12 protein-coding genes are annotated in these 15173 nt (G+C 61.2%); 7 read left to right on the top strand and 5 right to left on the bottom strand.

Features of this window, described 5'->3' with window-relative positions; all coding sequences use genetic code 11:
* Positions 1 to 10: 10 nt before the first annotated feature.
* The gene (locus WA950_RS18270; protein ID WP_424553145.1) at positions 11 to 1216 is read right to left on the bottom strand and encodes a UxaA family hydrolase; all 1206 of its coding nucleotides are present in this window, start codon (positions 1214 to 1216) and stop codon (positions 11 to 13) included.
* Positions 1213 to 1539 (bottom strand): UxaA family hydrolase, encoded by a 327-nt coding sequence (locus WA950_RS18265; protein WP_424553144.1) that lies wholly within the window; start codon positions 1537 to 1539, stop codon positions 1213 to 1215. Before WA950_RS18265 ends, WA950_RS18270 begins: the two co-directional genes overlap by 4 nt.
* Before the next feature lie 173 nt (positions 1540 to 1712).
* Between WA950_RS18265 and WA950_RS18260 the strand changes: the two genes are divergently transcribed.
* The 7 genes from WA950_RS18260 to WA950_RS18230 all read left to right on the top strand — a co-directional run bounded on the left by WA950_RS18260 (position 1713) and on the right by WA950_RS18230 (position 11814).
* Complete coding sequence (locus tag WA950_RS18260) at positions 1713 to 3320, top strand: GMC family oxidoreductase (RefSeq protein WP_424553143.1); 1608 nt, start codon at positions 1713 to 1715, stop codon at positions 3318 to 3320.
* 63 nt (positions 3321 to 3383) lie between these two features.
* Positions 3384 to 4346 (top strand): tripartite tricarboxylate transporter substrate binding protein, encoded by a 963-nt coding sequence (locus WA950_RS18255; RefSeq protein ID WP_424553142.1) that lies wholly within the window; start codon positions 3384 to 3386, stop codon positions 4344 to 4346.
* 108 nt (positions 4347 to 4454) lie between these two features.
* A complete protein-coding gene (locus WA950_RS18250) occupies positions 4455 to 4922 on the top strand; it encodes a tripartite tricarboxylate transporter TctB family protein (protein ID WP_424553141.1) in 468 nt (155 codons plus the stop codon).
* 104 nt (positions 4923 to 5026) lie between these two features.
* Positions 5027 to 6526 carry a tripartite tricarboxylate transporter permease gene (locus WA950_RS18245; RefSeq protein WP_424553140.1) on the top strand — a complete coding sequence of 500 codons (1500 nt, stop codon included), beginning with the start codon at positions 5027 to 5029 and terminating at the stop codon, positions 6524 to 6526.
* Positions 6527 to 6590: 64 nt separating this feature from the next.
* A complete protein-coding gene (locus WA950_RS18240; protein ID WP_424553139.1) occupies positions 6591 to 8897 on the top strand; it encodes a molybdopterin-dependent oxidoreductase in 2307 nt (768 codons plus the stop codon).
* A gap of 147 nt (positions 8898 to 9044) precedes the next feature.
* A complete protein-coding gene (locus tag WA950_RS18235) occupies positions 9045 to 9941 on the top strand; it encodes an MBL fold metallo-hydrolase (RefSeq protein ID WP_424553138.1) in 897 nt (298 codons plus the stop codon).
* A gap of 268 nt (positions 9942 to 10209) precedes the next feature.
* On the top strand, positions 10210 to 11814 hold the full coding sequence (locus WA950_RS18230; RefSeq protein WP_424553137.1) for a flavin-containing monooxygenase: 1605 nt from the start codon (positions 10210 to 10212) through the stop codon (positions 11812 to 11814).
* A gap of 54 nt (positions 11815 to 11868) precedes the next feature.
* On the opposite strand, the gene WA950_RS18225 is transcribed toward WA950_RS18230, so the two are convergent.
* From WA950_RS18225 to WA950_RS18215, 3 genes are all read right to left on the bottom strand, one after another.
* Positions 11869 to 12753 carry a helix-turn-helix domain-containing protein gene (locus WA950_RS18225; protein WP_424553136.1) on the bottom strand — a complete coding sequence of 295 codons (885 nt, stop codon included), beginning with the start codon at positions 12751 to 12753 and terminating at the stop codon, positions 11869 to 11871.
* Between the two features lie 76 nt (positions 12754 to 12829).
* Entirely contained in the window at positions 12830 to 14014 is a 1185-nt protein-coding gene (locus WA950_RS18220) for a serine hydrolase domain-containing protein (protein WP_424553593.1), read from the bottom strand.
* A gap of 114 nt (positions 14015 to 14128) precedes the next feature.
* On the bottom strand, positions 14129 to 15127 hold the full coding sequence (locus WA950_RS18215) for an AraC family transcriptional regulator (RefSeq protein WP_424553135.1): 999 nt from the start codon (positions 15125 to 15127) through the stop codon (positions 14129 to 14131).
* Between the last annotated feature and the right edge of the window lie 46 nt (positions 15128 to 15173).

Genomic DNA, 15173 nt, shown 5'->3' with positions numbered 1-15173 from the left:
TTATTCACCCTCAGAAGAACGGCCCGTCGAACCAGACTTCGATGCCTTCCTTGTAATTGGTCGTCTCGCCCCATGTGAGCTGGCCATCCGCGGTGCGCACCAGCTCGTCCAGGATCTTGTGCCCAATCTCGACGAGGCCCTTCGGGTTGGCGAGAACGGACGAGCTGTCAAAATCGACCCCGATATCGAGCTTAGCGGCGAGATTGGGGTTGCCGGTCATGAAGAAAAGTGGAGCCACGATGCCAGGATCGATCGCCGGGACTGGCGGATCATCCGGCATGTCGCCGCCGCCGGACTGGAAGATGGTGATCTGCGATCCCGCTGCGGCCAGTCCAGGCATCAGGGCATTGCCGGCCATCCAGCTATCCATGAAGTAGAGACCGTTGCCTTGAGGCTGATGGCCGTAGTCGAGCGCGCCCTGAAGCGGAGACGTGCCGCCCTTTGCGATGGCGCCGAGCGACTTCTCTTCAAGCGTGGTGATGCCGGCCTTGATGTTCGAGGGGATCGGGTTGATCGATCGAATGTCCTCGCCAACCGACCGCGCCTGTGCCTCGGTCTTGGCAACCATCGCAAGCAGCCGCTGGCGCGTCTCTTCATCGACGGCACGCTCGGCCAGAATATGCTCTGCTCCAATCACCTCGGTGGTTTCCGAGATGATGACCGACCCACCGGCCTCCACCAGACGATCCATTGCCTGGCCGAGCGCCGGATTGCCCGAAATCCCGGAAGTCCCGTCGGAGATACCGCATTTGATGCCGACGAGAAGGTCCGACAGCGGGATGTCCTCGCGCTGCTGAAGAGCGGCATCGCGCACCAACTGGCGAGCGATCTTCTGCGCCTTGAGCGTGGTCAGGCCCATGCCGCCGTCGCTCGCCACCTCGACGAACTCGATCGGCTTGCCCACGCCCTCGAGGTGCTCGATCATGCGTGTCGCGCGTGTTTCGGGATAGTTGAAGTCCATGCGCACGCCGATCATCACCACCGAATGCACATTGGGATTGCGGGCAAGCCCGAGCATGACGCGAAACAGGCGCTCGCGGTCCTTGCCATGACGGCCCATGTCGCCGGGATTCTGGAATACCGTGACGCCGGCGACCGTGTTGGCCACCGCCCAGGCGACCTGGTTTGAATAGCGATCGAGCGGCAGGATCAGAACCTTGTTGCGAACGCCTGAACGACCGACCGCACGGCGATATCCTTTGAACGTACGGGTCACTGGCTCACTCCCGAAAGATCGGTCTTCAGACCGGCAAGATTGTGGATATGCACATGCGCGCCGGCAGGGATTGCCTCTGTCGCGCGGCCGATCGGGACGCCGTATTTCTTGACGGCCTCGGCATTGGCCAGCGATCGCAGTGCCAGCTTGTGCCCGAACGGCACGTCGGTCGCCAGCGCCAGCTCCAGCGCGCTGCCATCAGCCAAGGCGACGGAGCAAACGATCCCCTTGCGCCCTTCACTGACCATCACGGCCACGTCATCACCGTCATGCAGGCTAACCGCCGAACACAGGCTGCCCCCGTTGGTTTCCTGAGAAGTCATAGCCACCTCGCGTCCCTCTCCATCCTCATTTCTGCACAGCGACACGGCCCGCATGGCCGCTCTTCTGCGTAGGAGATGTGTTTACATCATCTTTTTTGTTATGTATAGTGATACTCATGTTCTTAAATAGAGAACGTTTTTGAATTTCGGATCTCTTTTCCATGCAAAATGATGTGCATTTCGACGCGGACTTCATCATCGTAGGGGCAGGAAGCGCAGGCTCGCTGCTCGCCGACCGGCTGAGCGCCGATGGACGCCATACCGTGCTCCTGCTGGAGGCCGGCGGTCCAGACAGCTATCCGTGGCTGAGAATTCCGATCGGCTATGCGAAAACCTTCGTGAATCCGCGCTACAACTGGATGTACCAGACCGAGCCGGAGCCGGAACTGAAGAACCGCAGCATCTATTGGCCGCGCGGCAAGGTTCTGGGCGGCTCGGGCGCAATCAACGGGCTGGTATACATTCGCGGAGACAGGCGGGACTACGACGACTGGCAAGTTCCCGGCTGGTCCTTCGACGAGTTGCTCCCCTTCTTCAAGCAGCACGAGGACTATCACGGTGGCGCCAGCGCATGGCATGGTGCCGGCGGCGAGATTTCCGTGGCAAAGCCGGTGGACCGGCCAGAACTTTGCGAAATGATCATCGCCAGCGCGGAAGCTGCGGGGCTCAAGCGCAACGACGATTTCAACGGCCCGGATCAAGATGGTGTCGGTTACTATGATCTGACCACGCGCAACGGGTTCCGCTCGAGCAGCGGCTCCGAAATGCTGCGGCGTGCCAAGTCACGCCCCAACCTGCGGATCCTGACGCATACCCAGGCAACCCGTCTGCTGTTTGCAGCGGATGGACGCCGGGTGATCGGGGTTGAGGCGATGCGCGGCGGCGATGTGGTTCGGTGCAACGCTCGTCGGGAGACCATCCTCACTCTGGGCGCGATCAACACGCCTCAGCTGCTTATGGTTTCCGGGATCGGCCCCGCGCCAGCGCTCAGGCATCAAGGCATCGACGTGCGCCTCGATAGCGCCGGCATTGGCCAGAACCTGCAGGATCACCTGCAGTGCCGCATGGTGCTGCGTGCCAACCGCAAGATCACGCAGAACGACGTGCTGCGCAGCTTGTGGGGTAAGCTCGGCATCGGCCTCGACTATATCGTGCGCCGGCGAGGATTGATGACCTTCGCTGCCGGGCAGGTCGGCGCCTTCTTCCGCTCGCGCCCGGAACTGGAGCGCGTCGACGGCCAACTGCTGCAATTCTCGTTCTCCGCTCCGAAGACCGGAGAGCCCCTGCACCCGTTCTCAGGCTTCACCACAACAGTCAGCCAATTGCGCCCGGAAAGCCGAGGGGAGATCACCCTCGCTTCCGCCGACATGCGCCAGGCGCCGAAGATCGCCGCCAACTATCTGTCTACTCAGACCGACCGTGATTTCTATGTCGATGCCCTGGGCGTTGCGCGTTCCATCTTCGCCAAGGAGCCGATGGCGTCCGAACTGCACAGCGAATACTGGCCCGGGCCGCAGGTCAGCACCCGCGACGAGATGCTGGACTATGTACGCGGCATGGCCAGCACGATCTTCCACCCCTGCGGCACCGTTCGCATGGGCGCCGATGAGGACGCCCCCCTTTATCCCGACCTCAGCCTGCGCGGCGTCGACGGTCTTCGCGTGGCCGATGCCTCGGCCATCCCAACCATCGTCAGCGGCAACATCAATGCGCCGACGCTGATGATCGCCGAGCGCGCAGCGGCAATGGTGCTTGCTGACGCAGCCCGAAGACAGGATTGACGCCAACGGCACCGTTTGCACCACCCGACACCTTTCCAGTCATGTTGTTCAATGGAGGATTTTATGAACATCAAGCTGCTTTTCGCCACGGCGCTCGCCGGTACTCTGCTCGGCATCACCGGCGCCCATGCCGAATACCCGGAGCGCCCGATCCAGATGGTCGTTCCGTGGGGTGCAGGCGGCGGATCGGATGCGGTCGCCCGCATGATCGCCAATCTTATGGAAAAGGAACTCGGCAAACCGATCGCCGTCATCAACAAGACCGGCGGCAGCGGTGCCGTCGGCCACCAGGCCATCGCCTCCGCCAAGCCGGATGGCTACACGATCGGCATGGTGACGCTTGAAATCACCACGATGCACTGGGTTGGCTTCAGCCAGCTTACCTCGGCCGATTTCACCGCATTCGGGCAGGTTAACTTCGACCCGGCGGCCGTCACCGTAGCCGCAGATTCGCCGTTCAACTCGCTGAAGGACTTCCTGGAGGCCGCAAAGGCCGAACCGGGCAAGATGAAGTCTTCCGGCGGCGGCGCCGGCTCCTTCGGCCATATCGCGCTGGCTGGTCTTCTCAAGACCTACGGCGCTGCGCCTGACGCCACGCCGTGGGTGACGATGGATTCGGCCGCCGCAGCGCAGCAGGAACTGATGGCAAGCGGCATTGCAGTCGTAGGTTCGTCGCTGGGCGAAACCCGCGCCCTGGCGGAAGCCGGAAAGGTGAAGTCACTGGCCGTGATGGCTGATGAGCGGCTGTACGGCTTCGACAATGTTCCCACCGTCAAGGAAGAAGGCGTCGACTGGTCTTACGGAACCTGGCGCGGCTTCGCAGGGCCGAAGGATATGCCGCAGGAGGCGGTGGACAAGCTGGGCGCCGCTCTCGAGAAGGCATACCACAGCGAAGAATTCCAGGAATTCATGAAGAACCGGGGCTTTGGCCTGCAGTGGCGTAACGGCGCCGACTTCGCAGCCTTCATGAGCCAAGCCGACAGCGTCAACGGGCAATTGTTGAAAGAAATCGGCCTGGCGCAGTAAGACTGACGACCATCCGGTCCGGCCGGACCGGATGGTTTCCGCTTTTCCTGAGGAGTGGGAAAAGTTGCCGGCGCACGTCGCCAGATTTGCGAATGGGGGGAGACCGCAATGCGGCTCAATGACATTGTCAGCGGCGTCGTGCTGCTCGGATTTTCTATTACTCTTTGGTTTTTCGCTGCGGCCCTGCCTAATCCCGCGGCCCAGGAATACGGCCCTGCCTTCTTTCCGAAGGTGATTGCAGCCTGCCTCGGCCTGTCGGCGATGGTGCTGATCGCCACATCGATGCGACAGTCCGGTACAGTTGCGTTCTTTGCCTTCGATGACTGGATCCGAGATCCCCGCCGGGTGCTCCAGTTCCTGCTCGTGCCGGCCATGGTGATCTTCTACGTCTACTCGGTCGAGGAAATCGGTTTCCTGCTCTGCGCCTGTGCGGTGCTGCTGGTCCTTCAACTGGCCCTGGGCGTCAAGCCGGTACTGTCGCTGGTGGTGGCCGTCGTCATGGTTGCGTTCATCTACGCCATCTTCGACATGCTTCTGGGCGTACCGCTGCCGCGTGGTGAATTGTTCTACACCTGAGAGGCTTCTCGCGCCCCAGCGGACGCAAAGGGCTGAAAGTCAACTATGCAATCGCGGGCGTCGGTATTTTCACGCAACCGCACTTGCCATGAGGAACTGCAAGAATGAGCGACGCCTATCTACTCGCACTTGAGATGGTGTTCACGCCCTATGTTCTGGGTGTAATGGTGCTGTCGGGCATCTATGGCCTGGTCATCGGCTGTATCCCGGGACTTTCAGCCACGATGGCGATCGCCCTTCTGGTGCCTGTCACCTTCTTCATGCCCCCTATCCCGGCTATTGCAGCAATCGTGACGACCAGCGCGATGGCGATTTTTTCGGGCGACATTCCTGGCTGCCTGCTCCGCATTCCGGGCACTCCGGCCTCCGCCGCCTATGTCGATGAGGCCTACCGGATGAACCTCAACGGCCATCCGGAACGCGCGCTCGGGATAGGACTGGTGTTCTCGACCATTGGCGGTATTTTCGGCGCGCTGGTGCTGATGTTCGCCGCTCCCGCCCTCGCCGAGTTCGCTCTCAATTTCTCCACCGTGGAGTTCTTCTGGCTTGTCCTGCTGGGGCTGGGAGGGGCGGTCTTCATTGGTGCGCGGCGGCCGATCAAGGCCGTCCTGATGCTGTTCTTCGGTCTCGCAATCGCCCTTGTCGGCATGCAGAATCCGGCGGGCATGCCGCGTTTCACCTTCGGCAATGTCGAGTTGATGAGCGGCTTTTCCCTGATCCCGGTCATGGTCGGCATGTTCGCGGTATCTGAAGTGCTGCGCTCGATCATTCGCCCCCAGGGCCAGAAGATTCCTGAAACATCGGGAGAAATCGACGGCATCTTCCGGGGTATGGGTGGCTTGATGCGCTGCTACCCCATGGCAACGCTGCGCGGCAGCACGCTCGGCACAATCATTGGCGCACTGCCTGGAGCCGGCGCGGATATCGCTGCCTGGATGTCCTACGCAATCTCCAAAAAATTCTCGAAGACACCCGAAAAATTCGGCACCGGGCACCCCGAGGGACTGGTCGAGGCCGGCGCTTCCAACAACAGCGCGCTGGGGGGCACCTGGATCCCTGCGCTGGTATTCGGCATCCCCGGCGACTCCATCACCGCTATCGCGATCGGTGTTCTCTACATGAAGAACCTCAATCCGGGCCCGACCATCTTCATTCACGCGCCGCAGAACGCCTATGCGATCTTCATCGTTTTCCTGGTGGCGAACCTGCTCATGCTACCGCTCGGCTGGGCCATCATCAAAATCTCGCGCCATGTTCTGAAAGTGCCGCGCAAGGTGCTGATGCCGGTGATCCTGCTGTTCTCCATCGTTGGCGCCTATGCGGTAAACAACTCCTTGTTCGACGTGCTGATCATGCTCGGCTTCGGTTTCCTCGGCTTCGTGCTGGAAGAAAATGAATTCCCCGTCGCCCCCATCATCCTCGGCATCGTGCTCGGACCGATGCTGGAGGCCAACTTCATAGCCTCCATGGTCAAGTCGGACGGTAGCCTCATCGGCTTCGTCAACCGGCCTATCGCGGCAATCCTTGCCACCATAACGGCCGCAATTGTCATCTGGTCGATCGCAGCACCGTTGATCACACGAAAAAGACAGGAAGCGGCGTAACCTGACGCTTGCCCTGGCGATGCTGTAAAGCCGTAGTTTGTCGTGCCGAGAAAGAGAAGGTCCAATGAGCGAGAATATCACGCGGATTCCGCATTGCAGCCATTGGGGTGCCTACACAATCCTCGTTCGGGACGGAAAGCTCATCGGGATCGAAGCGGCCCCCGACGACCCGGCCCCCTCGCCGATCATCCAATCGGTAAAGCAGTGGGCCGATCCCGAATTGCGCGTGCTCAAGCCCATGGTGCGGCGGGGGTGGCTGGAGAAAAAGGAAAACAGCAACCGCTCCCTGCGAGGTGAAGAACCTTTCGTAGCCGTGAGCTGGGAAGAGGCAACCGATCTCGTGGCGGGAGAGATCGATCGTGTCCGGACGGATTTCGGGAATGCTTCGATTTTCGCCGGCTCTTACGGCTGGACCAGCGCGGGACGGTTCCAGCATGCCGCAACGCTCTTGAAGCGCATGCTCAATCTGGTGGGTGGCTTCACCAATCACGTGGACACCTACAGCATTGCCGCAGGCCCGGTCATATTGCGGCATGTTCTTGGTAGCGACGAGGCTTGCTATGGCCAGGGCAGCACGCTCGATACGGTGGCCGAACACACGGAGACGCTGGTCGTCTTTGGATCGATCGCGCCGCGAACAGCCCAGAGCGAAGCCGGCAGCGTCGCACGGCACCTGATCGAAGGATATCTGCGTGACATCGCGCAGCGCGGCGTCAAGGTCGTCCTCGTCTCGCCAGTCCGCGATGACCTTCCCGAGTGGGTGAATGCCGAGTGGTGGCCCATTCGCCCGAATACCGACGCGGCGCTCATGCTGGGCCTGTCGGGTGAAATACTGAAGGCAGGCAAACACGACCGGCCATTTCTCGAACGCTATTGCAGCGGTTCTGAGCGCCTTCTCGGCTATCTTCGCGGCGACCTCGACGGCCGCTGCAAGGATGCGGAATGGGCTGCCGGGATTTGCGGGCTAAGTGCGGCGCAAATCCGGTCGCTGGCGCCGCGGCTGGTGGACACGCGCAGCATGCTGAGCGTGTCCTGGAGCCTTCAAAGGGCTCAACACGGCGAGCAGCCGTACTGGGCGGCATTGGCGCTCGCGGCAACCACCGGGCAGGTTGGCCTTCCCGGTGGTGGGGTCAGCTACGGTTATGGCTCGACTGCCGGCAATGGCGCTCCGATCGGTATTGGTCGCTCTCCGGGCATGTCCCAGCTGCAAAACCCCATAGACAGTTTCATTCCGGTTTCCCGTATCGCGGAGATGCTTCTCAATCCGGGTAAGACCTTCACTTATCAGGGCGAGACGAGGCAATTTCCGGATACGCGCCTGGTCTACTGGGCAGGCGGCAATCCATTCCATCACCATCAGGACCTGAACCGGCTTTCCGAGGCCTGGGCCCGACCGGAAACGATCATCGTGCAAGATCCCGTATGGACCGCCACCGCGCTGCGGGCTGACATTGTGCTGCCGGCCTGTACCTCCATCGAGCGCAACGACCTGGGGGGCAACAAGCGGACCAACTACATCATGGCGATGCGCAAGGCCATCGAGCCACTGGGAGAATCCCGTTCGGATTTCGATATATTCCGGGCGATCTCGAAGCGCCTTGGCGTTGCCGACAAATTCGACGAAGGACGGGACGAAATGGGGTGGGTACGACACCTTTACGATCTCAGCCGGGAACATGCGTCCACTAAACTGGACTTCGAAATGCCGGATTTTGAAACCTTCTGGCAGGTCGGCCGGGCTGAAGTTCCCATGAAGAGCAGCTACACCTATCTTGCGGAATATCGTGCAACCCCTGACCTTCACCCGCTAATGACCGAGAGCGGGCGCATCGTGCTGGGCAGCGAAACGCTCGCACAGCTCGATCATGCGGACTGCGCAAGCCACCCCAGTTGGTTCGAACCGCTGGAATGGCTTGGAAATGCGGACGCGCCGGAAGAACTGCACCTGATTTCAAACCAGCCAGTCGGTCGTCTGCACAGCCAGATCCCGAAGGGTGCTTCCAGCCTTGAGCAGAAGGTTCAAGGCAGGGAAACGGCGCGTCTCAATCCGGCAGACGCAGAACGCCGGGGCATCGTGGCGGGCGACATGGTGAGGCTGTGGAATGATCGCGGTTCATGCCTGGCGTCCATATGCCTGGACGACGCCGTCATGGAAGGCGTCATCGTCCTGCCGACCGGCTCATGGTTTACGCCGTCGACGGGCATGGATATTGCAGGCAATCCCAATGTTCTCACACCGGATATTCCAACATCAGCCTTTGGCCAGGGATGCGCTGCCTATACCTGCCTGGTCAGGATCGAAAGACATGAGGGCGCAATGCCGGACGCCATGGAATTCTATGAGAGCAATATGCGAACTCTAGGCGTTTAAATCGCTTGTTGTCGTGAATGGGCGGACGGGTTACCCGCACCGTCCGTTCATCTTCGTGCGACCTGTCACAGCGCAAGCGGTGCTCGCATCTCACCGCGCAGCGACATGCGCATGGTCGCACCGTCCCTCCCCGAGCAGGAGCTTCCAATGCACGAACCGTCCCTCTCCCCGTCCCACCTTGCCGTCAAGCCGGAGATCGTTGCGTTTTTCGACGAGCCGACCAACACGATCAGCTACATCGTCAAGGACCCCGCGTCCAACGCATGCGCGGTGATCGATTCTGTCATGGATATCGACTATGCGGCCGGCCGCATCACATTTGGTGGCGCCGACAGGATAATTGCCCATATTCGGGACAAGGGCTGGGAACTCGAATGGCTGATCGAGACGCACGTCCATGCCGATCATCTGTCCGCAGGACCATATATTCAGAAGGAGCTGGGCGGCAAGCTTGCCATCGGCGAGAATATCACCGTCGTCCAAGAGACCTTCGGCAAGATATTCAACGAAGGCACCGGGTTCCAGCGCGACGGATCGCAGTTCGACCGGCTGTTCAATGATGGAGACAGCTACAGGATCGGCACGATGGGCGTCCGCGTGCTCCATACGCCGGGCCATACCCCGGCCTGCATGACCCACGTCGTGGGCGATGCGGCCTTTGTCGGAGACACGCTGTTCATGCCGGACGGCGGCTCCGCCCGTGCCGATTTCCCGGGAGGCGACGCTCGCACCCTCTATCGCTCCATACAGCGGATCCTGAGCTTACCCGGCGAAACACGGCTGTTCATGTGCCATGACTACGGTCCGAACGGACGTGACATCCAGTGGGAAACCACGGTCGCCGAAGAGCGTGAACACAATATCCATATCGGCAAGGGCATAAGCGAGGATGAGTTCGTGAAAATGCGTGAAGCACGCGACGCGATGCTCGCCGTTCCAAGGCTCATAATTCCCTCGCTCCAGGTCAACATGCGGGCCGGACAGCTCCCGCCCGCAGACGAGAGCGGCGGCACCTTCCTGAAGGTTCCGGTCAACATCCTCTGAGAGCATGCCCCACTGAAAACAACATGACGCCCCCCGATGAGCGGCTTCACATCGGGACGCTCTACAACCGGAGCTGTCACGGCCGGGCCTAGTTCCTTCGCCTGCAACACGCGATCGCCGAGCAGCCCGCCATTTTCATTCAAAGCACACGTCTGAATGTTCAATACTCGAGCCCAGATGCTCCCCTAGCTTGCCTGACGGCCTTGCCGCAACGAAAGCGGCCCGGTCGAAACGTGCGACATCGCACGTGGTTCAAGGGAGGATCAACATGACACGTAAGATCGATGCGCTTGTCATCGGAGCTGGCGTTGCCGGGCTCTATCAGCTCCACCAGCTGCGACAGGAAGGAATGGAAGTCCATGGGGTGGAGGCGGGATCGAATGTTGGCGGCACGTGGTACTGGAACCGCTATCCCGGCGCAAAATTCGATTCCGAAAGCTACATCTACCAATATCTTTTCGATGAGGAGCTGTACAAGGACTGGACCTGGAGCGAGCGCTTCCCCGCCCAGCCTGAAATCGAACGCTGGATGAACTACATCGCGGACCGGCTCGACCTGCGAAAGGATTTCACCTTCAACGCCCGCGTGACAACGGCACGCTTCGATGACGTGACCGGGCGCTGGCTGGTCGAGACCGACAAGGGTGAAACCTATGACACGCAGTTCCTGATCGGCTGCACCGGCATGCTTTCGGCGCCGCTGGAGGATCGTTTCAAGGGGCAGGCGTCGTTCAACGGGAAAATCGTGCACACGGCCCGCTATCCGAGAGGCGGCCTCAACCTGACAGGCAAGCGGGTCGGCGTCATAGGCATCGGCGCGACCGGCATACAGGTCATCCAGACCATCGCAAGCGAAGTCGGCGAATTGAAGGTCTTCGTGCGCACGCCGCAATACGTGCTGCCGATGAAAAATCCGAAATACGGCCCCGATGAGGAGCAATGGTACAAGAGCCGCTTCGATGAACTGAAGCTGAATCTGCCACACAGCTTTACCGGGTTCGAGTATGATTTCGAGCACCAGTGGGCCAGTCTAACGCCCGCACAACGCCTCGACGTGCTCGAGGAGATTCACTCCGACGGATCGCTCAAGCTCTGGCTGGCGTCCTTCGCCGAGATGTTCTTCGACGAAGATGTCAGCGAGGAAATCTCGGCGTTCGTGCGCGGGAAAATGGCGGCACGGCTGAAGGACCCAGAGTTGATTGACATCCTCGTTCCCAAGAAGGGCGACTACGGTTTCGGCACCCATCGCGTGCCCCTCGAGATGAACTACCTTGAGGTATATCTGCGCGAAAATGTCCAGGCGGTGTCCGTGAAAGACAATGCGATCGCCGAAATCGTGCCCGAGGGCGTGAAGCTAGAAGACGGCACGGTATATCCGCTCGACGTGATCATCATGGCGGTGGGCTTCGATGCAGGCTCCGGCGCACTTTCACGCATCGACATTACCGGCCGCGACGGCATGAAACTGGCGGAAGAATGGCGCCGGGAGATCCGCACCACCCTCGGAATGCAAAAGCACGGCTTCCCGAACCTGTTCATGACCGGCGCGCCTCTCGCACCTTCGGCGGCCCTGTGCAACATGACCACGTGCCTGCAGCAGCAGACCGAGTGGATCACCGATTGCATCAAGGCTCTGCGCGGGTCGAACAAGACGGTGATCGAGCCGACAGCCGAGGGCGAAGAGGCCTGGGTGCGCCATCACGACGAAACCGCCAATGCCACGCTGATCGCCCGCACCAACTCCTGGTATACGGGTTCCAACGTACCCGGCAAACCACGCCGGGTGCTTTCCTATACCGGCGGCGTCGGCGCCTATCGGAAAAGATGTCTGGAAGCCGCTGAAGCCGGTTATGAAGGCTTCGCCACGAGCTGACCGGCCAAGGGCGGCGATGCGACAATGCGGCGCTGCCCTGGAGCATTCGTTCCTTCAGCTTGCCCGTCGCCGGAAGGCGGCGGGCGTTTGCTTGCAGGCCAGGGAAAACACTCGCGTCAGATGGGCCTGATCGGAAAATCCGCACTCGGCGGCAATCGCCTTGATCGGCATCTGGCTGCGCGCCAGAAGGAATTGCGCACGCTTGATCCGGGCCGCGATCACCCACGCATAAGGAGGCTTCCCGAAACTGCTCCGGAACTGACGGGCAAACAGACAGGGTGAAAGGCCGAGCACAGCTCCCATCCCCTTCAGATCCAGCGGCTCCGCCAGATGCGCCTCGATATAATCGGCAATCAGGCGCTGTTGACGTGGCGAGAGCGTTCCGGGCAAGACGGGATCGCGCGAGTGCACCGAGGCATAGCGGCGCAGAAGATGAACGACTAGCGCACGGGCGAGCGATTCCACATAGAGCGCCCCGCCCAGCCCGCGATCACGCGCCTCAGCGGAGATCATCTCCATCGCATAGGTCACCACGGGGTCCTCCGTGCGCAGTACATCGGCAAGCGTAACGTCCTTGACGTGGCAGTCCATTACCTCGCTCGCCACTTCCGAAGCGAAGCCACCATCAAGATACAGATGGGTGACGTCTATCGGCTGATGCCATGTCCAGTTGGCCCGCTGCGCGCGCGTTAGAAGGGAAGTGGCGCCGGGGCCAAGCGTTTCGTTGGTCCAGCGCCCCTCAAAGCGACGCCGCATGGGCGTGGTACCGGCACGATATCCAACCAGCATGAAGTCGCGCATGGCCGGAACGATCACGTCCTGTCCCTCATAGTGATAGGAGCGCAACTGGACATGGCGCCAACCCAGACCGTCGCTTGCAAGCAGAAGCCGGCCCGGCACCCAATCGGGTAGCTCTTCGAATGGTATCAGCCGGTTCATCCCCTCCTCCCAAACGGTGAACGGGCGAGGAGCTCAGCCCCTCGCCATCTTCCTCCGCAAGCTTATGAGGCGACCCTCATCCCGCCATCGCCTTGTAAACCGCACTCTCGAAAGCAAGATATCCCGAGAAGGACGCCGGATCGCCGAAAGGCAGGATCTGGGTTGCCCAGTAGCCTCCGAGATTGGACTGCCGGTCGATCCAGTAGAAGCAGTTGGCCAGTCCCGCCCAGCCGATCGAGCCTGCCGGACGGCCGGTGGGGGCTACCTCCTCATTGGTCATGAAGGTATAGGACCAGCCCTTTTTCTGGCCGGGGAAGAATTCGGCGTCGTTCGAGAGCGATGGGATCACCCCGGGCAGCATGCCCACCGTCTGGTGCGCCTCCAGCCCGTTCTTCACGGCCCAGGCGACCGTTTCCGGCTGCAGCACGCGACCGTTCGGTCCTGCGCCGTCATTGAGCCACATGCGGATGAACTTCATGTATTCGGGCACGGTCGCATAAAGCCCGTGTCCCCCCATATCGATTTCGGGATTGTCAGGCAGGAAGAAGTCATCCATCGGTGCAAGCATCCCGTCTGCGCTGCGCGCATGGATGATGGCCGTTCGGGCCTTCATCGCTTGGGTACGGGTAAAGGCGACCTCACCCATGCCGAGTGGGTCGAAAATGCGTTCGCGCATCACTTCGCCCAGCCGTTTCCCCCGGATGCCCTCCACCACCTGGCCGACCCAGTCGATATTGCTGCCATATTCCCAGCGCGTTCCCGGATCGAAAAGCAGCGGCGTTTCGATGGCAGCCCGTGAGGCCGTGACAACCGAGGGCTGACCATGCTCTTCGGCGAGCCGCTTGTAGTTCTCGGAGAAGAAATCGTATCCAAAGCCGCCAGTATGCAGCATCAACTGGCGTGTAGTGACGTCGGATCTGGGCGCGCGCAGGCGGGGCGCTCCATCTGCGTCGAAACCGTCGATCACCTGCAGCTTGCCGATTGCCGGAGCGTAGGTCTTGGCGGGTGCATCAAGGTCGAGCAATCCGTCCTCAACGCACTGCAGGGCAGCAGTGCCAGCAATCGCCTTGGTCGTCGAGAAGATCGCGAAGACCGTATCCTCAGTCATGGGCGCGCCGCCCAGTCGGCGCTCACCGGCCGCACCGGAATAGATATCGCCTCTGTGATCGGTGATCATCGCCACCACACCCGGCACGCGAGGATCGCCCGCACATACGTCCCGCAGAACAGCGTCGCAGGCCTGTTTCAGGTTGTTCATGATATTCCTCCCATCGCTTTCGCTTGAGCAAGCGTGCCACGTTTCCGCAAACCCGTCTGTCCGGTTTCGGAATGGGTCATTCGACTTCGGAAGCCAAATGCATGCGCACCGCCCTTGCTAAAGCCGAGTTCGCGCCCGTGTCTGCGAGGGCAGCTCGCCAAACCGCTTGCGATAGTACCCGGCCAGCGCGCCGAAATTGACAAAGCCCCATTCACCGGCAATGTCGCTGACCGTTCGGTCGCTGGGCGCGGTCTCCAGCTCGGCGCGCAACCCTTCGAGCCGGCGGGTGGCAAGGAACTCGCGCGGGGTTATGCCGCGGAACCGCCTGAACCCCTCTGAAAGGGTCCGCGCCGAAATGCCCAGCCGTTGCGCCACCTCTCCGATCGTGGGCGGCTCGCGGGCTTCCGCCGACAGGATTTCCTCGGCGCGGCGAACATATCCCGGTGCGGCAGTACGGGCACCTTCCTGCAGGACAACGCCTGCCTCCCTCGCCCATTCGCTCAAGAGCTCCACGCAGATAGTCTCTTCCAGGTGGCGCGCCAATGCGCTCTCTGTGCCACGGAGGACATTTGTACGGGCCGCATAATCGAGCAGACGCAGCCAGGCTGAATCAGGCCCTCCGATCTTCACTCTCCGGGTCCACAGCGCATTGTCGGGAACAAAACTGAACCAGCGCTGTGCAGTTTCCTCCATCAGGAGATGCGGCAGGGTCAGGTTCAGCTGCATGTGGTCGGGATCGCCATCCAGCCAGTAGTCCGTGCGTGAGCAGTCGACGACAAAGCTCTCCCCCACACCTGTCGTTGCGGGCGTTCCGCCGGTTTGATGCTGCAACGCGCCGCGCAGCGTGTTCAGCACAAGAATATTGCCTGCCGCGGGATCGAACCGGTCGAGGTGAATACCGGTACCGTAGGAAAACCGCGTCATGGTGATCCGGCCCACCTTGGCCGGTATCATCGTCGCATCCGGTCGCGACAAGCGCTCCAGCGGCCGCACGCGGTAGGGCATATAGACCCGCCTGCAGAAATCCTGGACTTCCTCCCAGTCGCGCGAACGCGTCCGCGCATCATGGTTTATCGGCGCGCCCGTGGCGTCGACCAGCAGTGCCTCCTCCAACATCCTGCGCTCCCTCGCAAATCCGGAGTATCCCGCAGGCTAGCACGGA

This window comes from Shinella sp., from assembly GCF_049651085.1.
Taxonomy (GTDB): Bacteria; Pseudomonadota; Alphaproteobacteria; order Rhizobiales; family Rhizobiaceae; genus Shinella.
Note: the sequence above shows the minus strand (reverse complement) of the source record. Positions and strands in the feature narration are given on the sequence as shown.

What these genes read in the sequence shown, in the direction of transcription:
- WA950_RS18265 (WP_424553144.1), bottom strand. Translation starts at nt 1,539, where the DNA reads ATGACTTCTCAGGAAACCAACGGGGGCAGCCTGTGTTCGGCGGTTAGC.
- WA950_RS18255 (WP_424553142.1), top strand. Translation starts at nt 3,384, where the DNA reads ATGAACATCAAGCTGCTTTTCGCCACGGCGCTCGCCGGTACTCTGCTC.
- WA950_RS18250 (WP_424553141.1), top strand. Translation starts at nt 4,455, where the DNA reads ATGCGGCTCAATGACATTGTCAGCGGCGTCGTGCTGCTCGGATTTTCT.
- WA950_RS18245 (WP_424553140.1), top strand. Translation starts at nt 5,027, where the DNA reads ATGAGCGACGCCTATCTACTCGCACTTGAGATGGTGTTCACGCCCTAT.
- WA950_RS18240 (WP_424553139.1), top strand. Translation starts at nt 6,591, where the DNA reads ATGAGCGAGAATATCACGCGGATTCCGCATTGCAGCCATTGGGGTGCC.
- WA950_RS18235 (WP_424553138.1), top strand. Translation starts at nt 9,045, where the DNA reads ATGCACGAACCGTCCCTCTCCCCGTCCCACCTTGCCGTCAAGCCGGAG.
- WA950_RS18230 (WP_424553137.1), top strand. Translation starts at nt 10,210, where the DNA reads ATGACACGTAAGATCGATGCGCTTGTCATCGGAGCTGGCGTTGCCGGG.
- WA950_RS18225 (WP_424553136.1), bottom strand. Translation starts at nt 12,753, where the DNA reads ATGAACCGGCTGATACCATTCGAAGAGCTACCCGATTGGGTGCCGGGC.
- WA950_RS18215 (WP_424553135.1), bottom strand. Translation starts at nt 15,127, where the DNA reads ATGTTGGAGGAGGCACTGCTGGTCGACGCCACGGGCGCGCCGATAAAC.